Here is a 24,973-nt window from a genome sequence, read left to right as displayed (position 1 = left end):
ACCGGCCTTGAAAAAACAGCCGAAAGAATATTCGGTTCCGGCCATCGACAAGACGGTGGCGATCCTGAATGCACTTACCGAGCGGCAGCTGTCGATTCAAGACATCCATTCCACCTTGAACGTACCGAAGTCAACCGCTTTTGTCATCTTGAACACCCTCGAGCAGTATTCACTGATCCAGAAAACGCCGGAAGGCAAATACCGGCTCGGTCACGGCGTGCTTCGCTGGGGAATCGGTTATATGAAATCGATGGATCTCGTGGCGATCGCCCGTCCGCATCTGGAACGGCTGGTCGCGGATACGCCATATACCGCGCATCTGGCTGTAGCCGAGAAAGACAAACCGGTTTATGTCGATAAGGTCGAGGGCAGCGGGTTCGTCCGGTTCGCTACGAAGATCGGGCAGACGCAGCCGCTCCATCAATCGGGCGTAGGTAAGGCGATCGCTTCCGGAATGACGCCGGAGGAGATCGAGCATGTCGTGCGCGCCGAGCTGGAAGCGGCTCCGGATAAGATAAGCAAGGCGCTGGACAAGATGATGGAGGATGTCCGGCACGTGCAGCAGTACGGCTACTCGATCGAGGATGAAGAATTCGAGGAAGGCATACGCTGCATCGGAGCTCCGATCCGGGGCGAGAACGGGCAGGTGTTCGCTTCCATCAGCATCACCTCGCTGAACAAAGACCTGCCGGCGACGAAGTACCAGCAGATCGGCAATTTGCTGAAAAGCACGGCTGACCGGATCTCCGCGGAGCTGGGATACTTGCCGGATGAAGTGTTGCCGGGCGAAGCGCCGGGCAATCAGAGCACAAGATCGTAACTTGCAGATGCCAGGACGGCATCGTTTTCTATACGTGCGAGTTCAAAAAGTCCGGTTTTCAGCACCGAGAAGATGGGATGAAGCTAGGAAATGAGGAGCGGAGCGTAGTGAAGCTACGTGAGCACCGGAAGTTCCGGCTGAATTCCATATTCGATGTCGAGTACGCTTTCGGATCGGCTTCGTGATCAAAAGTGGACTTTTTGAACATCCTCTATACGATGAAACGGAGTGGATCAGGGTGACGTTAAAGGTTGGGATAGTCGGAGCAAGGGGCCTAAGCAATCTGCTGGGCTTCCGGGCGATTCCGGACGTAGAAGTAACCGCTTTATGCGATTTGCACGAGTCGTTTCTCCAGGAGCAGGCACAGAAATTCGGAATTCCGAAGACGTACCGGATTTATGAAGACATGCTCGAGTCCGACATCGACGCAGTCGTCGTCTCGACTCCGATGCAGTTGCACGTGCAGCAGACGATCCAGGCGCTGGAGGCGGGCAAGCACGTCCTGTGCGAAGTAACCGCCGGCGTGACGATGGATGAGCTGTGGTGGCTGAAGGAATCGGTGGAGAAGCACAGCGACAAGGTGTATATGTTCGCCGAGAACTATTGCTATATTCCGACTAACCAACAGATCGCGAATATGATCAGCCAAGGCGTATTCGGCGACATTTACTTCGGAGAAGGCGAATATTTGCACGATATCAAATATTTGACCCAAGGCTTTAACCGCCGCGTCTCCCAAGAGGATGCGTCCGCGAGCAAAACGTCCTGGCGCAATTACTGGCAGTTCGGCAAACGGGGCAATTTTTATCCGACGCACAGCCTCGGTCCGCTGATGCAATGGTTTAGAGGGGACCGGATCAAGTCCGTATCGACGTTCGCGACAGGTTGGCATACGGCGCCCGAGCTGCGGCAGGAGGACACGTCGATTACGATGTGCCAGATGGAGAGCGGCAAGCTGATTAAGCTTCGGCTCGATTGCGTCTCGAACCGCCCGCACAACGGCGCATATTACACGATCCAGGGGACGAAAGGCTGCTACGAAGCGCCGAGAGGGCTTGGTGACGACCACAAGATCTATATCAAGGCGGACGGAGAGCATCCGGAAGATGCCAAATGGCGTCCGCTGTCCGATTTCCAGGAATATATGCCTGAGCGGTATCAAAACGTGACCGAGGAACAAAGTGAGGCCGGACACTGGGGCGGCGACTTTTTTATCGTCCAGGATTTCGTCAACGCGATCCGCGGCGGCACGAAACCGCCGATCGATGTGTACGACGCTTGCGAGTGGACCGCCGTCGCGCTGCTCTCCGAGCTCTCGGTCATGAACGGCGGCAGAACGATGGATATGCCGGATTTCCGCAAATCGGGCTCGTACAAAGACCAGATCATCCGTCTATAACGGCGGCTTACGGGAGGCGCATGGCTGTCCATGCGCCTTTGGCCGTCTGTGTCTGCTGTCGGGGAACCGGAGGACGGATCGGCAGAACGACGGATAATCGGATGAACCCGGGATTCCATTTGCGAAACCGCTTCCAAAACTCGCATCAATCCGAAGGCCTGCTGGAAAAACGGCGGCGGCGAGCAGATGGAGAAAGAAGCGAACGAATGGTTCGCCAAGCTGAAAAAGTAACAGCCGTACGCTGACTCAGGCAGGCGATGCAGACAGAGGGGCGCTACGTGTGAAGTCCCCGCCTTAGCTTGACCAGCGGACAAATCCCAAAGACGCCTTCATTTCCACTTTCCTGGTGGATTTGGAGGCGTCTTTTATCCGATTCCTGATACGGGCCTGGGCCCGTTGAGCGGTTACCCTTTGGGGTGAACTTCCCCGGGTTGTTGGGTCCTCGGGAGTATGGGGCAAGGACAAGACGATACGCCGTCCAGCTTTTCCGCAGGTACGGAGCGCAACCGGTCCAGCACAGAGAAGGGAACGCCGGTAGCCGTCCATACGGTGATAGCCGGCAGCAGCAGGATCAGCGCCCCGATACGTATAGCTTTCCAGCGGCTAAGCCGGATCGTAGCCGCTTCGCCAGGTTTGTGTTCAGGCAGATAACTGTTCGTCTGCAGCACCCGGGCCAACTGGTTCATGAACTCGGCGATCAGTAGCGTGCCGACCATGCTGTAAACGACCAGAGACACATACAGATCGATTGGCCGGTGCAGTTGAACGAGTACGCTCATCAATCCGGTCACGAGCATGGTGAATACGCCAAATGGCAGCAAGCGGAGGATCAATTGAAAATAAAGCCGCGGAGCGATCCGGAAAGCATGCCCCAGCGGGCAATCGAGTAGAACGACCAGATAAGGCACCAGCGAATACAAAAACGCGGCGAATAAGAGGATCGAACTGCTCCAGCCGAACGCCGCCATCATCCATGAACCCGAAGCGGAAGCGATGAGAAACAGCGCCGACCAAACGAACATCCGTCGGAAGTAGAGACGGCCGTATTGAAGCAGAGGCAGCGGCTTATCGCGGAGCACGGCGCATTTGATCCCGCCCAAAAAAATCGCTCTGGCGAAACTTTGCACAATAAGCACTCCGGCCGAGATTAGGATACTCCACCCGATGGAGCCGATCCCGTTCGCGGGCAAAAAGGAAAGAGGCGACTTGAGATCCCGGGCCGAAGGCATCCACATCGGGATAAACATGCGGAAGCCGGCCGAGTCCGGGTTGTGCAAGCTGCCGCTCCAGGCTGCCGGGTATAAGGAAAAGCCGAAGTAAACCCCTAACCCGGTCATCGCGGACAGAAACAAGTCCGTCAGCAGGACAAGCACGATCATCTTGGCATACAAGGCAGCAGATTTCCTCTCTAGTGTGTTTACTACTTAAGACTCCGCCAGAGAAGGAAAGGTTGCTGCTGGGTGGAAATGAGACGGTTGGACAATTAAACGATCAGTGCGATTGCCAGCAAGTCGAATAAGACGAGCGGGAGAATAAAGGGAGCGAAGAAAAAGCGGGTTCCGGTCTTCCCTTTTTTGCGCCGGCTTTTCTGCAAATAAACATGAGTATTGGTTACTTTGACGACTTTCCCGATATGCGTTTTTCCGGATTTCATCCGGATACGTACACGGCGGTTCAGCAGCGAGCGGCAAGAATGATAGATGGCGGTCATGGCGGTCACCTCCCTCATATTCTAGTGTATGTCCGGCATCATAGATTGTGAGGGCGCGTCCAAGATTCATATGGTAAACTTTGTGTAGATCGGAATCATCAAATGCTGCAAGAAATGACAGTTCCGAACAGGGAACGATGCACTAGCGAAGGAGGCGATTCGTGTGTACATAGTAGCGAATCCGGCCCGGATACAGGGAGAACAATATATGGAGACGGTTGAAGCCGGGGCGCAAGTCGAACTGCCCGCCGGATACCGGCGATTTCTCGAGCAATACGGGCCGGGAACGTACCGGGATTGGCTGTATGTTCAACTGCCGGACCCGGAGGTGCTGAAGCCGTTCGTGGAGTACGAGTTCTGGGAGCATGACGAGGAGAGTCCGATTACGCTGGAGCAGCTCGCCGAGTGCGTGGTGACGATGTCTACCAGTGACGGCGACTTTATCGCCGTTCATCCGGCTGTAGACGGGTTGATTTGGCTGCCGCGCCATTCCGAGCAGCTGCGCGTATGGACCGTGGAGGCAGGGGAGACGTGGACGGAGACGATGGACCGGATTATGAGAGAGTCCAATGTGCAGGACGTGTCCGGTGTTGCGACTTTCGATCCGGAGAGCGAGTCGCGGCAGTTTGTATTTATGCTGCTTCCGGATGGAGGGACAGAAGCGCTAAGGCAGTTGGCTTCCGAGTGCAGCCGGCAGTTAGGCGGCTTCGACCTGGTTAAGGAAAAGGAGCACAGCTGTTATCAATACGTGAAACGGATGGGCGGCTGGATTCGTTACAATTATGCGTACGGGAAAGAAATCGCGGTTTGTTATGAGGCCGAACAGGAGCAGGTGGCGGAAACGTTCATCCGGTGGCTGGAAAGCCGGGGGTGCAGACGCCATGCTACCTAACCGGGAATCGCTCGTTGGAGGCATGCTGCGGAAATGAAGCGGAGTAATGAGGGCTGTGGCGGCAGCGACGTACATCCGGTAGGTCCCGCGGTTCCGACTTTCGGATCATTTCCGGACCTGAGCTTGCGCGAGTCCGGCGTCGATCGATATAGTGAAAGGAATAACTTGCGAACAAGAGGAGAACGAGACAGTGAGCGAACAAGTGTTAAAGCAAGACTTGAACGAAAAAAGCGAGTTTCAAAGGTTGTTTCAAATGTACTTGTTGTTTGAAGAGCAAGCCGAACGGCCGGATGCGGCAACGATCCGGGAGGCGCTGCAGGCCCGCTGCGGACAGGTGGATACGGTTTCGGGGAATGAGGCGTTGTCTTCTTTTGCGATAGAGGCTTACAAGGTGGCTTACCGGGACGGGGAGCTGCCTGCGCAGGTGATGATGGCGGATGTGACCCCGTTTCAGCAAGAGACGATCACCGATCTGGAGCGCACCCAGTTCTGGACGATGCCGGATGGGGAAGACGTGCTGCAGCGCTGCCGCTACAAGCTGTTGATCAGCGACTTTATGGCGGCGGGGCTGGACTACCAATCGCGGGCGTCCTTGCTCGCCGACTGGCTCGAAGCCGCCGTCAGCCTGTTCCCGACGTGCCAAGCGGTCTGGATTCCTTCGAGCGGCAAACTGCTGGTTCCGTCCGAGATTGCGGACAATCCGTACGAAGGAGCGAGCCGGTTTTTGCAGTTCGGCGTTAATATTCGTTTTTTTAACGTGCACGGAACTGAGGACAGTCTGATCGATTCGCTTGGCTTATTTGCACTCGGACTGCCGGACGTCCAATACCACTTTCACACGCTGGACCCTAACGATGTGTCGCGCCATGCGTTTAATGTTGCCGCATATATATTCGAAGCGGAGGCGCCTGTCCAGGATGGCGAGACGATCGCCGGATTGCGGGACGGGGAGATGGCACAGGATGTGTACTGGACGTGTCAGTATGAGATGTCGTTGATCCAGCCGTCGAGAGACGTGATGGACGTCTGCCCCGGCGAATATGCGGCGGGAGGACGGGAATGACGGACGAGATCGGGCAACTGTCGAGGCAGTGGAAGGAAGAAGGGCTGCGCTACGCTTCTGAAGTGAACGCCTTCGTACGACGCGGCTTGGCAAGCAATTGGCAAGAGGTCGGGCCGGAACCTTCGGAAGATACGCGAGGTGAACTGGCGTCCCGCGTGTTCCGGTACATCCAGCAAGCGAATCGATCCGGGGATACGGAAACGTTGCGGGAACGATTTCCTCCCGCCTCCTGGCCGTTCAACAAGTCGCACCAGCAGCTGATGCGGGCTGTGCAGCCGGTTGCGCTGCTCACGGACGGCAGCGCGCTCCTGGCCGGACGCAACAAGGACCAGACCAACGCGATCTATGTGGCCGACCTGGAACGGGTGACGCAGGTGGAGCATCTCCGGGCCGCGAGCTGCTCTGCGGATGGGCGGGATGTCGCGCTGATGGACGAGCGAGGCGTCCGGGTCGTTCGCGAACCGGATCGGACTTTGCAAGGACGATTGCTTGCAGCCTATACGTGGGAGGATATCATCCGCCGCTTGCGCGAAAAATATCCGGAGATCGAAACCCTTCAGGAACAAAGCTACCAGACGGCGGATGTCATTCCGTTCGCGAACGGACAAAAGCTGCTTTTTGTATCACATGACGGCATCTACCTCATCGAAGAGAACGGGGTGCTCCTGCTTCATCCGTCGGAAGAGGAGCTGAAGGAACAAGCGGACGGGGACGAGCTAAACGCGTCGCTGGCGATGCCGCACGGCGCTGTGTCCAGAGACGGCAAATGGATTGCATTCGGCAGCCAAGGCAGCGAGCATTTACTGCTCGATGTGGATCGCAGAATCGTATACCCGATCGAGCCTGCATCGAGCTACCCGCACTACTGTTTGTTTTCGAGCAGCGGTCAGCAGGTCTGGTTCAATGCGTGCCATTTCTACAACGGAGATACGATCCGGGTGTCGCTTACCTCCCTAGAAGCCGATATCGAATCAGGGGATTGGCCGTCGATGAACGGCGAGATGCGCGTATATGCCGGCGTTGCGCTTCGTGAAGGGAATATCCTCGGAGATGCATACGGATATTTGCGATTGATCGATCATGAGGGGCAAGAATTGTGGCGGTACCACGTCTCGGGTACGATAAGCGGAATGGCGCTGAGCCCGGACGAGAAGACGCTGCTCGTGGGAACGTACAGCGGGATGCTGCACTGGGTCGACTTGACCGAACAAGAACCGGATCCATACTGTATCGGAACGGCGCCGATCCGGGAGATCCGCCGCTGGATTGTGTGGGAGAACAAGCAGCCGCTGCTTTGGTAACGGATGGGCTTGGAAACATGACATAGACAAGCAGAGGAACGGATCACGCTCTTTGCTTGTTTTTGTTTATCTATTCAGCCTCTTAAAGGAAGTGATCAAGCAATTAGAAAGGGGAGTTTTTATGTGCAGATATGCGATGTACGGTCCTTATAAGGATGTGTACGCCTGTTTTCGGTGCCGCAAAGTATTTAAGCAAAAATCAACATCGGAGCTAAGCCCGGCCGAGGTTCAAAACAGATCCTATGCATGTCCGCAATGCCGGGAGACGATGAAGGATATGGGACACGATTTTCAGGCGCCCCAACAACAAGACAAGAAGCAGTGGGAGAAAGTCGAAATTTTATATCGTAACGGGTTTACCTACCATTCTTGCGGCTGCGGAGGTCCCGGTTACAGACCGGCTCAATTAAGCGAGATCGCCGCGTTTCTCGATGCTCACCGGCAGTACCGTTCGGAGGGAGAACGGCTGTTGCAGAAGCTTTCGGTAAGGGCATGATCCGCCTGAAACAAATTGACTGCGGGCAGGAGTGTGAACTTGAATGCATCGTGTGAGGTCATGCGAGCCGGATGATCTGCCTGCCGTTATCCGTTTGTCCCAAGCGTGGGCGGAGGAGCGGATTACCAAAGGCTACGAGAATGTGAACTGGACGGAGGAAAGTTTGGCTTCCAAGGTGGGGAATTACTTTTTGGTTGCCGAGCTCGAGGATCGGATCGCCGGGTATACGTTCGGAACGGTCAAGACGAGCGGAGGAAGCTCGGTGATGACACCCGGAGAGAACTATTTGGAGATTTACGAGGTCTACGTAGACAAGGAGATCCGGTCCGCCGGTTTGGGAAGGAGTCTGGTCCGGGCCTTGATCGAAAAAGCGGAGTCCGAAGGGGTCACCCGCGTCACAGTCGGATCATCCAATACGAACTGGAGAGAAACGGCACAGTTTTACGAGAACCTTGGCTTCGGCATGTGGTATTTTCAGATGATTAAGTAGGTGTTCATGGAATAAAATGGTATTTTCGAATGCAGTCTGCTAAATGACGGTATTTGTCGAAAACCAATAAATAAGTATACCCCGGTATTCGTCGAATGATTTATAATAGGGACGGGACTTCAAGATCAACCAATTACAAATTCAGAGCTATAGATGATAAGCTCTGAAATTGTACCAGAAGAAAGGGTCATCCACATGGACAAGCTAAAGCTATGGATGAAAGCTTCCCGATTTCGTGTCCTCCCCGTTATGGTCATTCCGGTCGTGCTCGGCGGCTTGGGAGCTTACGCGTGGGACGGCGTGTTTCATCCCGTGTTGTTTCTGATTACGCTGCTCGGTGCCGGAGCGGCTCATTTATTTTCCAATATGATTAACGATTTGTGGGATTACCGGAACGGCGTGGACGTAGCGGCCAAAGAAACTGCGGCGGCGATCTCAACCAACTCCGGCTTTCTCGCAGGCGGAATGATGGCGCAGCGAACGTTCGCAGCCGCAACCTGGTCTTTGTTCGCGCTAGCGGTCGTTTGCGGCGTAGTCGTCAGTTTGGCGAGCGGCTGGTGGGCTTTGGCGTTTGGCGCGCTCGGCGGGCTGATCGCTTATTTTTATGTGGCTCCGCCTCTGAAATTCGGGTATCGGGGCAAAGGATACAGCGAGATTGCGATCTTGCTTTCATTCGGCATTTTACCCGTTATGGGCACTTATTATGTGCAGGTGGAGCAATTCGGCTACCGTCCGCTGCTGCTCTCGCTTCCGATCGGATTGCTGACAACGCTGGTGCTGTTCAACCATCATTTTCTGCATTGGCAAGCGGATCGGAAGTCTGGCAAACGAACGCTGGTCGTCGTATGGGGCGAGAAAAAAGCGCTCGTTTTCTCGAAAGGGCTGGCGGTGATCGCCTACGTCTCGCTGGTCGTGTGCGCCGCTGCGGGAGCCGTGCCGTGGTACGCTTTGCTGGCGCTGTTCACTGCAATTCCGCTATTTCGCGTCTACGGGACGATGAAGGACGAGAACGAGTCCAGAGCGTATCTTCCGCTGATGGGGGCGTCGCTGAAAGCTTCGGTGCGTTGCGGCGGGCTGATGGGACTTGCTCTGCTCGTTCAAGGACTGCTGCATTAATTCCGATTTGAAAACCGACAGAAGAGGTGCAAACATGGAAAAACAGTTGACTTTCGGAGATTTTCATACCATCTTATCCGAGGGAGAAGTGTGGAAGATCGGCGGATTTCCGCTGCAGGACGGATCGTTCTGGTCGTACCGCGAGCCTAACGCCGTCGTGATCGTGCGCAACGGCATTTTGTATGTAAGGGCGCCGCTCAGCCGCAGTCATGATCATGTACAGATTCTCGACAATGCCAAGCATATGTACTACTCGGTCGAGCAGGTGGAGGTACCGGAGTCCGGCGAGGTCAGCTTCGAGCTGCAAATTCGCGCGCGTTCGCAAAATACGGCTCCCGGCGATCTGTACGACGGCTACGTCTCTCTTAATCTGCTCGACTTCACCACCGGCGGTGCGCTTGATTTCTTCGCAGGCAACGATAAATATGCGAGTGTGTATGCGGTACTCCCATTCCCGGGAGTTCAGGTGCCGGAGTCGGACAAGACGAGATATTTTTGCATTTTCAAGGAAGATACGAACTTTAAACCGAGGGAGTTCAATACGTACAAAATCGTCTACAACCGCGGCAGCGACGAAGTCGTCTTTTATGTGAACGGCGAAGAAGTACGGCGGGACCGCGATGTGCCGGTCAAGTTCAACCGGTTCACGATCGCGCTCGGCATTATGACGGAAAAGGACCTGACGCCCGAAGGCAGCGTATCCGTCCACGGCCAAACGGTCATCGGCGAATGGTCGCCGGTACAAGTGACGATTAAGGAATAATAGAGCCGGCCTCATCCCATTTATGTAACCCGCGCCTCTTTCGGGAGGGCGGGTTTTGGTTTGCCCGCCGCCGCGCGGATTATCCGAGCCAGTGGGTCAGCGCAATCATCGTGACCGTCCCGACGATGAACGCAAACGTAGCCGGGATCTCATGGCCGTCGCCGTGGCTCTCTGGGATGAGTTCTTTGTAGACGACATACAGCATCGCTCCGGCGGCGAAGGACAGCCCGTAAGGGACGAGCATCCGAAGCTCGGTTCCGAAATAATAACCGAGGCAGCTGGCCAGCCATTCGGTCAGCGCGATCATGAACGTATAAGCCAGCGCCTTGGACGGCTTGGCCCGCTGGGTAACCATAAGCAAGGCAACCAGGAAGCCTTCGGGGATGTTCTGCAGGCCGATCGCCACTGATACGAGCTGACCGAGCTGGCGGTCACCGCTTGCCAGACTGACTCCCGTAGACAGTCCTTCCGGCAAATTATGAAGCAGCATAGCGGTCATGACGAGCAGATGAGCAGACTGCCGATCGTCTCGCGGCGGAAAGGCATGGTCCGAATCGACATGGGGAATAACCAGCTCCATGACCGTCAGCAGCACGGTGCCGAGCAGGATGCCGGCGGTCAGCACATACAGGTTCGATAGCTTAAGCGCCGAAGGGATGAGGCCGTACGTGGAGGCGGCAACCATGATGCCGGCCGTATAGGCGAGCAGCATATCTTTGGCGCGGTGGGATACGTTGCGGAACAACAGGGTGGGAAGGGCTCCGAGTATGGTGCATAAGGAAGAGAAGACGGTCCATTGCCAAAACACGCTCATGGCGACCTCCAGCGTCCGATTGCAAAGCTTATCTCATATATATGTACAAGTCCAAGCCGCATACCGTTTTAGTTTCACGATTGAACTTTTTACATGCCCCGACAGTCTATATGGTGGAAATCAATTCACGGAGGGATTGGGTATGAAAACGATGAAGAAGACATGGTTGTCCCTTAGCGTTGCGGGAACGGTTATGATAGCGGGGTATGCGCTGCCCCCCGTGCCGGTGCTTGCTGCCGAAGGCGCTGCGGTTCCGGTTTCCGCGAAGACGGACGGCGCCGTTCAAGCGGAGTTTATTACCTCGACGGAGCTCGGCTCGAAGAGCGAATGGCTCAAGACGAACGTAAAAGTGCCGGTGCTGCAAGGGCTCCAGGATAAAAAATATCAGGAAGAGCTGAACTATATCATCCAATCCCATGCGGAGAAGGACATTGCGAACTGGGAGAAGGAAGCGGAAGAAGCCGCAGCCGACATGAAGAAAAACGGATACGAGATGCGCCCGTACGAGCTGATTGTCGATTACGAACTGAAATCGGACGGCAGCGGCAAGCCGGAGGGGATCGTCTCGCTGCGAGTCGTTACATACGCCCAGACGGGCGGCACCGGTATGCCGAGAGTCGATACATATACGATTCGGGACGAGGCGGAAGCGACCCGCGTGACGCTGGCCGAGCTGTTCGGCGACAAGTATAAGGAGACGATCGACGCTTTCATCAAAGCCGAGATCGCCAAAGATCCGGATAGTTATTTTCCGGAGGAGTTCAAAGGCATTTCAACCGAGCAAGCTTTTTATGTGGAAAACGGAGAAGCGGTGATCGTTTTCCCGAAATACGCGATCGCGCCGGGTGCTGCCGGCAATCCGGAATTCCGTCTTCCGATTCCAGGACTCGAGACGGATAAAGGCTCGGAAAGCGAACAGGCGAAGGAATCTTTCACGCTGTACCGGAACCAGGTTTTCGCCGATGCGAGCGGCAATACGATGATCCCGCTCCGGCTGGTCGCAGAGCGGATCGGCTTCGAGATCACGTGGGTTCCCGATACGATGACCGCCGAGCTGAAGAAAGGGGCGAACTGGACGACGGTGACGATCGGTAAAGACGCTTATTTCTTTGCGCGGATGGCTCCGATGCCGTTGGGGGCGGCTCCGGTATTGGTCGAATCGTCCACGTACGTGCCTTTGAAGTTCATGACGGACATTTTGAAGGCGGACGTGAAAGAGGAGAACGGTTCGATCGTAATCTCATGGTCCTGAGTGTCAGGTTGTAGCGACGGCCTTCCTCATGTTCCATCCTTCAATGGATAAACCTATCGGTCAGGCGGAGCGAAGAAGCTCCGCCTATATGGGTTGATTCATAAAAATACAATCTGTTACAATAACAGCAAGAATGTTTGTGGATGAAGCGGAGCGGAGAAAATGAGAAGAAGACCGACCAAAGAACAGTTTCAGCAGCAATTGCAGCAGATGGTTCAGACGATCCGGGACGATATTCTTGCCGGCGTCTATCCGGCGGGGGACTATCTGCCGTCGGAGAAAACGCTCGTCTCCCAGTTCGGGATGAGCAACAACTCGATCCGCATCGGTCTTGAACAACTCGTAGAAGAAGGCTGGATCGAAAAAGTGGCGAGAGTGGGCAACCGGGTAGCTCCCGGGCGCCCTCCGGTGAAGCTGAAGCTGCTGTGCAACGAAATGCCGCTGCGTAATTTGAAGCTGAGACAGCTGCTGGACGGATTTCATAAAAAGTACCCTTGGATTACGGTGGAAACGACAGTTGCCGCCGGGCTGCTCGGCTTAGGGAGTAAGGAGGAGCCTATTCCCGGCGATGTGGTGCTGCTGACCAGCTATCAATTCCAGCAGGCGGCCGAGGAAGGCAAAACCGTATGGCTGGAGGAGACGGCGGAGAATCCGGCTATTTATCCGCAAGTGAACGCGTTGTACCGTCATAAGGACGTGATGTACATGCAGCCGCTTATCTTCTCCCCAATCATGCTCTGCTACAACAAATCCCACTTCCGCGAAAGCGGACTGCTGGAGCCGGACGGCAGCTGGAGATGGGACGATCTGATCCGGCATGCCGAGCTGCTGTCGGACGGCAAAAGCCGTTACGGCTTCTGCTTCCATATCCCGGACGGGAACCGCTGGCCGGTCTTTTTGCTGCAAAGCATGGAACGGTTCGAATGGGACGAGAACGGCAAGCTGAAGGACATACGCGGATCGAAGCTGATGGAAAGCATTCAAATTTGCAAACGGATCATCCTTAATGCGAAAGCGTTTCCCCGTTACTTGTCGGAAAGCAACGACGATATCGACAGAATGTTTATGGAAGGCAAAGTGTCGATGACCTTAACCAGCTATATGGCGCTGAACGGGCTTATCGATTCCGGACTGGAGTACGACGTCTCGCCTATGCCGTTTATCCGGGAGATGCGGACGCTGGGCATCGCCTTGGGCGCCGGGGTGCTGCGCCAGTCCGGCCGCAAGGAGGAAGCGGCGCTGCTCGTCGACTATTTAACGTCCGTGGAAGGACAGACGTTTATCCGTACGAATACGATGAGCGTTCCGAGCGTCGGGAATTTGCCGGGCCCGCCGGAAAACGGCGGAATGTACCGGCCGTCCCGGGCGATGATGTACAGGGAAATTCTGTCCTCGCTGCGCACCCACGGCGAACTGAACGTATCGCTTCAAACGCTGTACGGCATCGGTAATTTGCTGAAAGGGTATTGGGCCGATCTGATCGACGAGGAGGAGCTGTGCAGCCGGCTCAGCGACCAATTGTCCAAGCCGCAGACAATCCGGGAAGCGGCGCCTGCCGGTGACTGGGGATAACGGGACGTGAAGTCCCCTGCATAAAAATTTGACGCCCCCGAACTTTACCTAAGCTCGAGGGCGTTTTGTTAACGATTCGCCGGAATGTTTAAGCTCGCTATTAAGATCGTTATTAAGTTCGTTATTAAGATCGCTATTAAGATCGCTATTAAGATCGATAAAGCGATAAAGCGATAAGGCGATAAAGCGATAAGGCGATAAAGCGATAAGCGAACCGAGGTATTCGGAACCAAGTTATCCTATCAGAAAAGCTGCTTCTTACGCAGGGCCATTCGTCGCGGCGAAAGGCTTCGTTTAGAAGCTTTTCTTAATCCGCCAGAACGTTAATATTCTTTTTCATACTAAAGGGAAGGGAAGAGATTTCCTTCCTTGGCGTTAGGGAACGTATGCTCAGGTCCGATGGCTAACGAATCGTATCGTGCTTATGGCCAAAAAACGACGTTATTCCAGACGTAACGAATCCGGGGATCGTTATCGAACCGAAAGTGGAAAAAAACGATCCGAATTGCGGGAATAACAATACAAGAGTTCGTTACAAATTCAAACGTCCGCATTCGGCTCTGATAACGAATATTGGGTTCGTTAGCGTTGCTACCGCATGGAGACGAGGGAGCTAGCCTAAGTCACGCTGGGTGTGAATCTGTCATGAACCAAGCCAAAATCACACTGGGTGTGAATTTGGCATATACCACGCCAAAATCACACTCGGGCGGCAATTGAAGTCGTGTTTCTACCGCCAAGTCAAACAAGACAACACGACTAGGGGCGAGCGGCTGGAGCGAAGATCCCTAGTCCCTTCCTACATACAAAACGTATGAGTTTGCACGTCAAAGGACCGCCCGGACGCTTTCCGGACGGCTTTTCATAGTGTCTGGCGACGAAGATAGGTAAAAAACTGTGAGCCTATGGAAGGAAGTTTGGTTATCGCTTGTGACGATTCCTAGCAGCGGAATCAGAATATATAAAAGATGAGACCTTTCCCCTCGGCTGCAGTTTGGCTGTAGAAACGGCGGATTTCGTTATAATACTGCAGGATGTAGGCAAAGAACTCGTCTTGATCCTCGTCTGAAACTATGTCAGGATCAAGAGGATATACCTCCTCCTTGACCATGGCCGGGAAATCATACCGCAAGCGGAGCTGCGCTTCATCCAGCTCGGATATAGCCCGGGCCGCTTCTGCAACTTGCTCGCCACGCAACACAAACGCCCCGAATGAGCCGAAATCGATGCCTTGGTCCGACGTTATCGGAACAACATACCCAAGAGGGGGCTCTCCATCGGCAATATTTCCGCAAAGCAAGTAGTGAATCGCCTCCCAGGATCTATCGATGTCCAGTCCGGGATAATCGTCCACTCTCAAATTTTTCAGTGCAAGTTCACCTGCGGCGATTTGCTGTATCAGCTTGTCATCCAGAGCAAAGTAATATCCGCGCATTGCCAAGTTGTCATCCCTCATTCCCTTGTAGTGACTTATGAGTCTGTCCGACGAAACATTTTTAGCAATTATTTATCCGTTTCGACTGAATATCTTGCAGTTTACCTGCATGAAACGGACCGCTATGCATGAATATTTCACCGATTTCAATCCGTCGGACAGACTCCTATACTGCTTGGATTAATGTAACATCCGGGAAATGTGTATTCAAGGAACCTAGGACATAAACGTCAAGTCTAATCCATTTCATTCAAACTTCCGAATCGCCGTCATCAAAGGGTCTAAAGACCCGGACACAACCGGAAACATGAAGGATGCACAATGAAGGGGACGATGTCCGAAACTCCCTTATGAGAGCAGGCTTCCGGGTATCGCGAATTAGTTAAGGTCGCCTTCCTGTCGTCAGCGATTCAAGCTTCAAAAGGCGCCGCCGTCAGCAGCAGCTTGCTTGCCGGATCACTGTGTCAGGTGCCTATTATCCTGATTCACCGTTTAAGCAACCACATGTATCCTTAGCCGACGGTCCCGGAACCCGACTCCAATTCGGCTGTCTAGGGGATATTTCCGGCCGTTTTTTCACATTCAAACGCATGGTTTGCGGTACCAGGCAAACAGCCGGATGGCTATGAAAGCTAGCAAAATAGATATTGACTCATAAAATTAATAAATATATTATTATGATTCATAAAAATATGAATTGACAACGGTTTCAATCCTGATAAAATGAGATTTAGATTCAGGAATTGATCTGATTTTTACAATTGACTCGTATGTATTCTAAATTTATGAGTCAATTAGTTTGGTGTCGATTTCTGTCAACAGGTCGAGTCATCACAAAGGGAAGCGGGCGCCGCAAGCATTGTCGGCATCCGGTTGAACGAAGCGCAGGATACAAAACGGGGGGTAGAGGATTGATGAAGGTAAAACGCTATGGCGGTCTAGTGATGGCTGCGAGTCTGGTTGTGCTGACAGCGTGCGGAGGCGGCAATACGCCGCCGGCGGCGAACGCTCCGGCTCCGGTTGAAGAGAAGAAGAAAGATCCGGTCGAGCTGGTTTTTTATTCGCAGGTCGCCGATTACGACCAGACGTTTATGGATACGTTCGGCAATATGATCCAGACCAAATTCCCGCATGTAACCGTCAAGCATCTGCCGGCAGGCAGCAACAAAATCGCCGACGTCGTGGCCAGCGGCCAGACGATCGACGTCATGTTTATGTCCATCGGCCAGGCGGACAGCCTGACTACGTACGATTATCAATACGACATCTCCGAGATGATCAAGACGAGCAAGTACGATCTGTCCAAGCTCGAGCCGTCGGCCGTCGAGCTGCAGAAAGGATTTGCGAATAACGGGATGTACGGCTTGCCGGTATTTACGAACACGCTCGGACTATTCTATAACAAAAATTTATTCGATAAATTCGGTGTGGAATATCCGAAGGACGGCCTGAACTGGGATCAGCTTAAGGACCTCGCCAAGCGGCTGTCCCGTACGGAAGGCGGAGTCAGTTACAAAGGGCTGGTCATGTCGTCGTCCGCCAACATCGTGCTGAACCAATATTCCGCGGCATATATCGACCCGGCGACCAAGAAATCGATCTTCACCACCGATTCGTTCAAGAAAGCGTTCGAGTTGTTGACGAGCGTATCGAGAATTCCCGGCAATGAGCTGACCGCTCAAACCTGGAGCTTGGCCGAGCAGCAAAAAATGTTTTTCCAGAACCAAAATGCCGCGATGCTGCTCCACTTCGTTGTGTTGTCACTGTCCACGCTTAAGGATCAGTTCGACTGGGACATCGCGACGTTCCCGCAGCTGGCGGATAAGCCGGGTGTCGGTCCGCAATCGTACCCTACGTATTTTTATGTAACGAAAACGAGCAAGCATAAGCAGGATGCGTTTGATGTCATCGCCTATTTGACGACGGAGGAGTTCCAAAATCATCTGGCCAAAAAAGGAATGCTGCCGATCCTGAAAGACCGCGTCGCGGGCATGTCCCAGTTCGGGCAAGACGTACCGACATTGAAAAACAAAAACGTAAAAGCGCTGCTGCCCGAGAAGTTCGCGCCTTCCGCGCTGACCAAAGTAGAAGTAGTCAAAGCGCAATCCCCCGGGCATACGGCCTACTTCGAAGCTTACCAAAACACGGTGCTCGGACAAAAGGATACGAATACGGCGCTTCGTGAGGCGGGAGAAAAGTTGGACCAGAAGCTGGCGGACCTGTTCAAGTAACAGGGGAGCGAGCAGTATGACAGGTTTACGCCTATAAGCCGGAGTTTGTACGGTGCGAACGGGCTTGCGTTCGGAGATCAGGAGCTGGCGGTTAACCCGCCGGCTCCGGTTCGTTAATCCGGCATTGCGGAGAAGGACCAAGGGTACGAAGCTTCATAGCAGCAGCTGTTATCGACACAGAGAGAGGGAGACGGAAGATGAAAACATACAGAGCCGCAATTATCGGTGCAGGAGTGATCGCCAAAGTACATGCCAAAACGTTGCATGAGAATGCGAGGACGGAGCTTGTCGCCATAGCGGATATCGCGGAAGATCGGGTCCGGGAGCTGGCCGCCGCCTACGGAGCGGCGCCTTATACGGATTACCGCGTCATGATCCGGGAGCGGGCCCCCGATATTGTCATTATTACGCTGCCGCATCATCTGCACAAAGAAGCGGCGATCGCATGCGCCTCGCTGGGCTGTCACGTGCTGCTGGAGAAGCCGATGGCGCTTAACGCCGCGGAGTGCGCGGATATTATCGAAGCGTCCGTTACCCATAATGTAATGATGGCGATCGGACATATGCAGCATTATTACCCGGCCAATCAGAAGGCGAAGGAGATCGTCCGTTCGGGACGGCTCGGCCAGCTGGTTGCCATTCATGACCGCAGACACCATCCGTACTTTTTGCCCGAACGTCCGGCGTGGTTTCTCGAGAAGTCGCTTTCCGGGGGCGGAATCGTCATCAATATCGGCAGCCATTCGATCGATAAAATCCAGTGGCTGACCGGGAGCCCGGTTCGTCAAGTGAAGGCGAACCTGACCTTTTACGGCGATCGCGGCAATGTGGAAGGCAGCGGCATCTTGTTTATGCAGACGTCGACAGGCGTGACGGCAACGGTTTCTTTATGCGGGTATCGCAACATTACGGCTAATGAGACGGAGCTGCTGTTTACGGGAGGACAACTGAAAATCGCAGGCAATAAGCTGTGGGTGTCCGGGAGCGAGCGCGAATACGAGGAGATTCTTTTGGATGAGCCGGGCGAGCCGTTTCAAGCCCAATGGAACGACGTCTTGAACGTTATGGACAAGGGGACCGGATATGTGGAAAGCGCCGTGTACGGGCAAACGGTGTGTGCGGTTGTAGATGCGGCATACCGCTCTCACGAGTCAGGGGCGGAGGAATTGGTCGCCCAGCTCGCGGATTCCCCGGCCGGCGCCGCCCGATGAGTGGCCGGAAAACCCGGAATAGGGTATAGTAGGGGGAAACATGAGGGAGGTTCGGCCGATGGGGAATGAATTCTACCATAAGCTGGGCGCTGCTTTTCTGTTCGCCGCCGCCATCATCTATACGGTGGAACGGTTCGGACAGAAGCTGGCGGGGCTGGCTGTCGGCGAGGCCGGTTTCTTCAGCAATCTTTTTGTTCCTGTATTTGCGTTGATCGGCATCGTCATCTTTGTATTCGGCTTTCCGGGCAGCCGGAGATGACAGGCGGGCGTAAAGGGTCCCAGGGAGAGAAAGAGCGGTTAGACGCTCTTTCTTTTGTTTTTTTAGTTTTTTTCAGGTAAGCTGGAAAGCAGATTATTAGGATAAAAAAGCCAATCGAAAGGGGACCCATATGACGACCGTTATTCTGTTTCGAGGACGTCCCGGCGTAGGCAAAACGTCGGTGTCGAACCGACTAAGCGAACGGCTGCGTTACCCGATCATTCGCAAGGACGATATTTATGACGTATTGGCGGGCACCGTCGACGGCCACGATAACCGGAACCGGCTCTGCTACGGAATTTTGTATCAAATGCTGGATACTAACGCAAGTAACGGAAGCAGTGTCATACTCGATTTTCCGTTTAACCGAAAAGAAGATATGAGCGCTCTCCGCCAGTGGCTCGACAGTAAACGAATTGTTTTCAAGTCGGTGCTATGTGTCTGCAGTGACGAAACGATATGGGCGAAGCGGTTCGAGGAGCGGAAGGAGAATCCGTTGCCGAACCAGCTAATTACCGATTTCGAACAATTGAAGCGTCATTACGGTGGCGATCTGACGATTGTTCCGGTAGACGGGGAACTGGTCGTCGATACGATAGAGCCACTGGAGCGGATTGTAGAGAAGGTAATGGAGTACATCAGCGCCGTTCCGTACAGCTAAACAAGACGAATCACCGGGTTCGCTTGGAGAATCTAGTCCACAGCGCGATGTAGAGAAGTAACAAAACAAGGCTGGCGATCGTAAAGAAAAGGCTGAGGAGCAAAGGCTCGATCGTCGTGTAAGAGAGTAGAGTCAGAATACCGAGCAATCCCATATTTTCTTTGTTATATTTGGCAAACCGGATCTTCACCACCCGGTATCCAATAAGGGCGAGCGAAGACAAATAAACCGCAACGGCAAGTATGGAAAGCATCTGATACGTCTCCTCGTTCAAAATGATCGTGGGCCTGCCGATTAATCGGTCTGATCCGGCGCGCTTAACCGCTCGTTCACATCCGAGCCGGACTGCCGGACCCGCAAGTGCAGAAAACACATCCCCAGCACCAACCGCCCTCCTATGTCTATACCCTATTGTAGTCTATTTTTTTCATCCGGGTAACCGTTCTTGAAGAACAGATTAGCGCGCCATGTCGTCTGCTTCTCCCAAGGCCCCCCGACTTCTCCCCCGAGCTCCGAATATGTATGAACGTATACATAAAAGGGGGACCTCACAACATGAACAGACGGCTGCAGCCTTTGGCGAACGTAATTCGTCTCTTTCGGGGACAGCTTAAGCATAAAAGGAAGTCTCGTTCCCTGCCCCAGTTCCGCATAAGTAAAGCAATGGCGCTTGTCGCCATCGTCTCGGTGTGCGGGTCGGCCGCGCTCGGCGCTATCTTCTGGGTCCGCTCGCTCGATATATCGAAACTAGCCAATCCGCTGCTGGCGCCGACCCAACTGATCGATAAAAACGGCGGGCTCGCCTCAGAAATTTCTTCTTCCAAAATCGTTCCGGTCTCGCTCGAACGCATCCCGCTTCATCTTCAGCACGCGATCGTCGCGGTGGAGGATAAACGGTTTTACGACCATGCGGGCGTCGACGCGATCGGCATCCTGCGCGCCTTGATGCAAAATCTGAGGGAGGGGGGAGTGGCGGAGGGGGGCAGCACGATCACCCAGCAGCTCGCGAAAAACATGTTCCTGTCGCACGATCAGACGTTATCCCGCAAAGTGACGGAAGCGGGGTATGCGTTCAAGATCGAGCAGACGTATGATAAAGAACGAATCCTGGAGACCTATCTGAACCAGATCTATTTCGGCGAAGGCCAGTGGGGCATTCAAAAGGCCGCCAATACGTACTTCGGGAAAGACGTCGCCGATCTGACGCTGCCGGAGAGCGCGATGCTGGCCGCATTGCCGAAGGCGCCGACCCATTATTCGCCGTTCAAAAATAAAGAGAAAGCGCTCGAGCGGCGCAATCTCGTCCTGGACCTGATGCTGGCCGGAAAATATATCAGCGAAGACGATTACCGCAGGGCTGTCGCCACGCCGGTCGTCCTGGCGGAACATCAGCAAGAAAGCCTGCGCGGGTTGTATCCGTACTACATGGATCAAGTGATCGAAGAAGCGATTGAACTATACGGTTTCACCGAGCGCCAGCTGCTCGCCGGCGGACTTCGCATCTATACCCGTCTCGATCCCGCGGTGCAAGCCGCTATGGACAAGGCGTTCAGCAACGACTCATTGTTCCCGAAAAGCGCCCCGGATCAGCTCGTGCAGAGTGGTGCCGTCATTCTCGATCCGTATACCGGCGGCGTATTGGGACTGGTCGGCGGCCGCGGCGAGCATGTATTCCGCGGCTTCAACCGTGCGACTCAGCTTAAGCGGCAGCCGGGGTCCTCGTTCAAGCCGCTCGTCGTATACGCTCCTGCGCTGGAGCAAGGGTACGGTCCGAATTCCAAGCTGTACGACGGTCCGCTGGATATTAACGGCTACAGGCCGACCGATTGGGATAAACGGACCCGTGGCGAGGTTACCATGCGCGAGGCGATAATCCGTTCGTGGAACATCCCTCCCGTCTGGCTGCTGAACGAGATCGGTTTGCAGACCGGTCAGGCGTTCGTCCAGAGGATGGGAATTCCGCTGGCGCAAGGGGACAACAACCTCGCGATTGCGCTCGGCGGGTTGCAGGAAGGCGTATCCCCGCTGCAGATGGCGCAGGCTTTCGGAGCATTTCCGAATCTCGGCTCGATGATGCCTGCTCATACGATCGAGAAAATAACGACGGCCGACGGCCGGGTGTTAGCCGAAGCAAAGCCGTCCCCGGTAGCGGTCATGTCGCCGTCGACCGCCTTCGCGATGACCGGCATGCTGCTGGATGCCGTCCGCGAAGGGACCGGCTCGAACGCGGCGCTGAACCGTCCGACCGCCGGCAAGTCGGGAACGACCCAGCTGCCGTCGGGCGCGCCGTTCGAAGGGATCGAGGGCGGTACGAAGGACGCCTGGTTCGTCGGGTATACCCCGGAGCTGGTCGGAGCCGTATGGATCGGGTACGATCAGACCGACCGGAACCATTATCTGAACACATCGGGCGGCTACAGCTCCGCGATCGTCTTCCGCGAGATGATGAGCTCGGCCCTTCAGGACGTGCCGGCCAAGTCGTTCAGGCAGCCGCCGGAGCCGGGGAAACGCACCGACTCGTTTGTTCCAGGTAAAGGAAATAGCTCGAAGGACGACGAGCACAAGAAAGAGCCGCCAGGCCAGAAGAAAAAAGAAGAAAAAGAAAAGGAAAAGGAAAAAGAGAAGGAGGAGAAGAGGAAGCGCGAGGAAGAGAAGCGCAATAAGGACCGCAAGCCGGGTGAAAAAGAGGACGATGACGACGACTGAGCCGGCAGGGGAGCCGGAAACGCAGAGCAGCCGGGTTCCACATAGGGAAACCCGGCTGCTCTGCGTTTAGTCTTCGAAGCTGTTTGTAAACTCGTCCAGACTGCGGTCGGCTTTGCTTTGATTGCACAGGCTGCAGGCGCAGACGCAATTGGCCGGAGTCGTATGCCCTCCTTTGGCCCGGGGCAGCAGATGGTCGATCGTATCGCCGTATTCCCCGCAGAAATGGCATGTATAATTGTCCCGAGTCAAAATATAACGCCGGAAGTTTTTGTTGCTGTAAATCCGGCGTATCGTATGCCGGTTCACGACGACTGCGGCCAGCTCCCGGACGAGCGTCACCGCCGTCTCGAGATCGGTCTCCTGATGCCAGCGGCGTCCTTTGTCCGTCTTGCCTCTCATCCGGATAATGCCTTGACGGGTCGGGACGAGCACCGAGGCGTCGGGTCCTTCCGGCTTCGGCGGCAGGGGAGGCATAGGCCTTTTCGTTCTGCGTTTCGGCGCAGCGGTGTATGCGGTCTCGGCATTTGCCTCATCCCGTTCAAGGGTTGGCGCGGGCACCGGCTCCGGCTTCGCTTGCTTTCGGCAAGACCGGCAGGTGCCACGGCGGGAGGTTTTCCCGGAACGTTTGCCGCTCCGCCGGAGAAAATGGGACAGCGGCTTTATTTGGTTGCAGCGCGAGCAGCGTTTACCGGAAAAAAGGTCGTCGCCTGTTGTTTGATCCTGCTCGGTTGTAGGGCCATTCGGATCGATGATGTCCACCTCAAGTTCTGTTGTCCTTTCGTTTGCGAAGTAACGATCGATGAAGCCGGCTGGTATGTAGAAATGATTTGATATTAGTTCGTCAAGCTGCCCGTCTGCATCTCCTCGATCATCAGAAACGAATCGATGAGATCGGGATCGAAGGCGGTCCCTTTATTCTCTATTAAATAAGCGAGAGCTTTTTCCTTCGACCATATTTCCTTATATGGTCTTCGCGAGGTCAGTGCGTCGAATACGTCGACAACGCTTACGATTCTCGCTTCCAGCGGGATGTCGGTCCCTTTTAACTGATGGGGGTAACCGGTGCCGTCCCATCGCTCGTGATGACTGAGAATGATGTGGCGGGCGACGGAAAGCTCGTCTTTGAAAAAGCTGTCGGTCAGCTCTACGTTAATTTTCGACAAAATATCGACGCCGATTAACGGATGCATCTCTACGATCAGCCGCTCATACCCGGTCAGCGGCCCGGGTTTGTACAAAATTCCTTCGGGAACGCCGGATTTACCGATATCGTGCATAATGCTGGAATGTATGATGCTTTGCATATAGTCTCCCGACAAATTGAGGCCCATCCGTTTATTGTGCACGGTTACAAGCTGCTCCGTATACTGCTGGACCCGGATCAGATGTTCCTCGATCGCCGGATCACGAATTTCGCAAGAAATCGCCAGTACTTTGAGCAGGACGCCCTGGATGCTGTTCCTGCGCTCCTCCGCGACGTACACGCCTTCGGCCAGATGCTCCAGCTCCCGGAATATGCCGACGTAGTAGATGTCCCCACCGATATGGTAAGGTGTGATGGAGATGGAGGAGTGCCACAAGCAGCCGCTCGCTTTTTTGTTAATAAATATACCGGACCAGCTGCAGCCGCGGTTCAGCGCCTCATACATGCTGCGGTAGGTGTCCTTGCTCGTAAGCTTGCTTTTGACGATGCTGGCTTTCGCTCCCAGAATTGATTCCCGTTTGTAGCCGGTAATGTTCTGGTACGCATCGTTCACTTCCACAATGCGGTGATTGGAATCGGTTATAATAACTGCATCTGCTAAGGTTAGAAAAATGCGCAATGTGTCAATCATGATCGGTCTCCTGTGACAGGTAAACATAATATACGGTTTCTACCGTTTTGCTTTGCTTTATACAGCGCTTCGTCGGCAAGCTTCACCAAATGTTCCGGGTCCGTCGATAGCTTAGGGATTACGGTGGCCCCGCCGATGCTGACGGTAATCCGGTCCGAAATTTTCGAATAACCGTGCGGGATCGCATGCTGGAGAACGGACTCCCGAAGCAGCTCGGCAATCGAATACGTCTCCGAGGCGGACGAGCCCGGAAGCAGAACCGCAAACTCCTCTCCGCCGTACCTGCATATGCGGAAGGTGCGGGGCAGCCGCATCGCCAGCACGCCTGCCGTCTCGCGAAGGCAGACGTCCCCTTGCAGATGACCGTACATGTCGTTGTATTCTTTAAAATAATCGACGTCGATCAGCAGCAGCGACAAATAACTGCGAGTCTTGGCAAGCGACTTCCATCTCCGCTTCAAGCTGTCGTCGAAGTACCGCCGGTTGCGGATGCCGGTTAACGAGTCGATATGAATTTGACGTTTGAGCAGTTTATTGTCGGACTGCAGCTTCGTCTCGATACGTTTTCTCTCTGTAATGTCCGAGAATACGGCCGCATAATGCGTAATGTCGCCCTGTTCGTTTCGCAAAGCCATAATGTTTTGCCATTCGATAAAAATCTCACCGTTTTTCCTTTTATTCCATATTTCCCCTTGCCAATGTCCTTTAATCCGGATCGACGACCACAGTTGCTTATAAAATCTGATGTCGTGATAGCCGGATTGCAAAAAGCTCGGATTTTTGCCAATCGCTTCTTCGAACGAATAGCCTGTAGATATCGTGAATGCTTTGTTCACATAAATGATCCGCTTGTCGGCATCCGTCAGAATGATTCCATTCGTCGTTTGTTCGGCCAACATGTAGAATAGTTCGGTATTATGCATCGGCGATGAGGCTCCCATTCATG

Annotated in this window: 24 protein-coding genes; 16 read left to right on the top strand and 8 right to left on the bottom strand. The window is 54.3% G+C overall.

The features are described 5' to 3' along the window. The first annotated feature begins 7 nt into the window (after positions 1 to 7). Positions 8 to 820, top strand: a complete 813-nt coding sequence (locus PV433_RS23830) for an IclR family transcriptional regulator (protein WP_332074530.1) — start codon at positions 8 to 10, stop codon at positions 818 to 820. 238 nt (positions 821 to 1,058) lie between these two features. Next, positions 1,059 to 2,219 (top strand): Gfo/Idh/MocA family protein, encoded by a 1,161-nt coding sequence (locus PV433_RS23825; protein WP_332074529.1) that lies wholly within the window; start codon positions 1,059 to 1,061, stop codon positions 2,217 to 2,219. 404 nt (positions 2,220 to 2,623) lie between these two features. Here PV433_RS23825 and PV433_RS23820 read toward each other — a convergent pair whose 3' ends face one another. Continuing rightward, positions 2,624 to 3,610, bottom strand: coding sequence for a hypothetical protein (locus PV433_RS23820; RefSeq protein WP_332074528.1), 987 nt, complete (start codon positions 3,608 to 3,610; stop codon positions 2,624 to 2,626). Between the two features lie 92 nt (positions 3,611 to 3,702). Continuing rightward, on the bottom strand, positions 3,703 to 3,930 hold the full coding sequence (locus PV433_RS23815) for a hypothetical protein (protein WP_190931167.1): 228 nt from the start codon (positions 3,928 to 3,930) through the stop codon (positions 3,703 to 3,705). A gap of 163 nt (positions 3,931 to 4,093) precedes the next feature. Here PV433_RS23815 and PV433_RS23810 point away from each other — a divergent pair, with 163 nt between their 5' ends. The 7 genes from PV433_RS23810 (at position 4,094) to PV433_RS23780 (ending at position 10,051) form a co-directional block, all read left to right on the top strand. After that, a complete protein-coding gene (locus PV433_RS23810; protein WP_332074527.1) occupies positions 4,094 to 4,822 on the top strand; it encodes a hypothetical protein in 729 nt (242 codons plus the stop codon). Positions 4,823 to 5,012: 190 nt separating this feature from the next. Then, a complete protein-coding gene (locus PV433_RS23805; RefSeq protein WP_317891293.1) occupies positions 5,013 to 5,885 on the top strand; it encodes a DUF4261 domain-containing protein in 873 nt (290 codons plus the stop codon). After that, entirely contained in the window at positions 5,882 to 7,186 is a 1,305-nt protein-coding gene (locus PV433_RS23800) for a PQQ-binding-like beta-propeller repeat protein (protein WP_332074526.1), read from the top strand. The genes PV433_RS23805 and PV433_RS23800 overlap by 4 nt, the downstream gene beginning before the upstream one ends. Positions 7,187 to 7,463: 277 nt before the next feature. Continuing rightward, positions 7,464 to 7,682: a hypothetical protein gene (locus PV433_RS23795; RefSeq protein WP_332074525.1), complete on the top strand. Its 219-nt coding sequence runs from the start codon at positions 7,464 to 7,466 to the stop codon at positions 7,680 to 7,682. A gap of 43 nt (positions 7,683 to 7,725) precedes the next feature. Next, positions 7,726 to 8,172, top strand: coding sequence for a GNAT family N-acetyltransferase (locus tag PV433_RS23790; protein WP_332074524.1), 447 nt, complete (start codon positions 7,726 to 7,728; stop codon positions 8,170 to 8,172). A gap of 195 nt (positions 8,173 to 8,367) precedes the next feature. Beyond that, positions 8,368 to 9,288 carry a prenyltransferase gene (locus PV433_RS23785; RefSeq protein WP_332074523.1) on the top strand — a complete coding sequence of 307 codons (921 nt, stop codon included), beginning with the start codon at positions 8,368 to 8,370 and terminating at the stop codon, positions 9,286 to 9,288. Positions 9,289 to 9,322: 34 nt separating this feature from the next. Next, positions 9,323 to 10,051 (top strand): DUF6081 family protein, encoded by a 729-nt coding sequence (locus PV433_RS23780; protein WP_332074522.1) that lies wholly within the window; start codon positions 9,323 to 9,325, stop codon positions 10,049 to 10,051. Between the two features lie 79 nt (positions 10,052 to 10,130). Here the strand turns inward: PV433_RS23780 and PV433_RS23775 are convergent, their stop codons facing one another. Then, on the bottom strand, positions 10,131 to 10,865 hold the full coding sequence (locus PV433_RS23775; protein ID WP_332074521.1) for a ZIP family metal transporter: 735 nt from the start codon (positions 10,863 to 10,865) through the stop codon (positions 10,131 to 10,133). Positions 10,866 to 11,007: 142 nt separating this feature from the next. On the opposite strand from PV433_RS23775, the gene PV433_RS23770 reads away from it, so the two are divergent. Both PV433_RS23770 and PV433_RS23765 read left to right on the top strand, forming a co-directional pair. Beyond that, positions 11,008 to 12,117, top strand: coding sequence for a stalk domain-containing protein (locus PV433_RS23770; protein ID WP_332074520.1), 1,110 nt, complete (start codon positions 11,008 to 11,010; stop codon positions 12,115 to 12,117). Positions 12,118 to 12,279: 162 nt separating this feature from the next. Beyond that, the gene (locus PV433_RS23765) at positions 12,280 to 13,689 is read left to right on the top strand and encodes an extracellular solute-binding protein (RefSeq protein WP_332074519.1); all 1,410 of its coding nucleotides are present in this window, start codon (positions 12,280 to 12,282) and stop codon (positions 13,687 to 13,689) included. Positions 13,690 to 14,641: 952 nt separating this feature from the next. Here the strand turns inward: PV433_RS23765 and PV433_RS23760 are convergent. Beyond that, complete coding sequence (locus PV433_RS23760) at positions 14,642 to 15,124, bottom strand: YfbM family protein (protein ID WP_332074775.1); 483 nt, start codon at positions 15,122 to 15,124, stop codon at positions 14,642 to 14,644. 914 nt (positions 15,125 to 16,038) lie between these two features. Here PV433_RS23760 and PV433_RS23755 point away from each other — a divergent pair. The 4 genes from PV433_RS23755 to PV433_RS23740 all read left to right on the top strand — a co-directional run bounded on the left by PV433_RS23755 (position 16,039) and on the right by PV433_RS23740 (position 19,486). After that, complete coding sequence (locus tag PV433_RS23755) at positions 16,039 to 17,355, top strand: ABC transporter substrate-binding protein (RefSeq protein ID WP_332074518.1); 1,317 nt, start codon at positions 16,039 to 16,041, stop codon at positions 17,353 to 17,355. A 197-nt stretch (positions 17,356 to 17,552) separates the two neighbouring features. After that, positions 17,553 to 18,566, top strand: coding sequence for a Gfo/Idh/MocA family protein (locus PV433_RS23750; protein WP_332074517.1), 1,014 nt, complete (start codon positions 17,553 to 17,555; stop codon positions 18,564 to 18,566). Between the two features lie 58 nt (positions 18,567 to 18,624). Then, positions 18,625 to 18,825, top strand: a complete 201-nt coding sequence (locus PV433_RS23745; protein WP_332074516.1) for a hypothetical protein — start codon at positions 18,625 to 18,627, stop codon at positions 18,823 to 18,825. 130 nt (positions 18,826 to 18,955) lie between these two features. Next, the gene (locus PV433_RS23740; protein ID WP_332074515.1) at positions 18,956 to 19,486 is read left to right on the top strand and encodes an AAA family ATPase; all 531 of its coding nucleotides are present in this window, start codon (positions 18,956 to 18,958) and stop codon (positions 19,484 to 19,486) included. 10 nt (positions 19,487 to 19,496) lie between these two features. Here the strand turns inward: PV433_RS23740 and PV433_RS23735 are convergent, their stop codons facing one another. After that, positions 19,497 to 19,739 (bottom strand): hypothetical protein, encoded by a 243-nt coding sequence (locus PV433_RS23735; RefSeq protein WP_332074514.1) that lies wholly within the window; start codon positions 19,737 to 19,739, stop codon positions 19,497 to 19,499. A 302-nt stretch (positions 19,740 to 20,041) separates the two neighbouring features. Between PV433_RS23735 and PV433_RS23730 the strand changes: the two genes are divergently transcribed. After that, positions 20,042 to 22,192, top strand: a complete 2,151-nt coding sequence (locus tag PV433_RS23730; RefSeq protein WP_332074513.1) for a transglycosylase domain-containing protein — start codon at positions 20,042 to 20,044, stop codon at positions 22,190 to 22,192. A 66-nt stretch (positions 22,193 to 22,258) separates the two neighbouring features. Here PV433_RS23730 and PV433_RS23725 read toward each other — a convergent pair whose 3' ends face one another. From PV433_RS23725 to PV433_RS23715, 3 genes are all read right to left on the bottom strand, one after another. Further along, positions 22,259 to 22,666: an HNH endonuclease gene (locus PV433_RS23725; protein ID WP_332074512.1), complete on the bottom strand. Its 408-nt coding sequence runs from the start codon at positions 22,664 to 22,666 to the stop codon at positions 22,259 to 22,261. Positions 22,667 to 23,025: 359 nt separating this feature from the next. After that, positions 23,026 to 24,027, bottom strand: a complete 1,002-nt coding sequence (locus PV433_RS23720; protein WP_332074511.1) for an HD domain-containing phosphohydrolase — start codon at positions 24,025 to 24,027, stop codon at positions 23,026 to 23,028. Beyond that, positions 24,024 to 24,950: a sensor domain-containing diguanylate cyclase gene (locus PV433_RS23715; protein ID WP_332074510.1), complete on the bottom strand. Its 927-nt coding sequence runs from the start codon at positions 24,948 to 24,950 to the stop codon at positions 24,024 to 24,026. The genes PV433_RS23720 and PV433_RS23715 overlap by 4 nt, the downstream gene beginning before the upstream one ends. Positions 24,951 to 24,973 lie beyond the last annotated feature (23 nt).

This window comes from Paenibacillus sp. GYB004, from assembly GCF_036577605.1.
Taxonomy (GTDB): Bacteria; Bacillota; Bacilli; order Paenibacillales; family NBRC-103111; genus Paenibacillus_AB; species Paenibacillus_AB oceani.
Note: the sequence above shows the minus strand (reverse complement) of the source record. Positions and strands in the feature narration are given on the sequence as shown.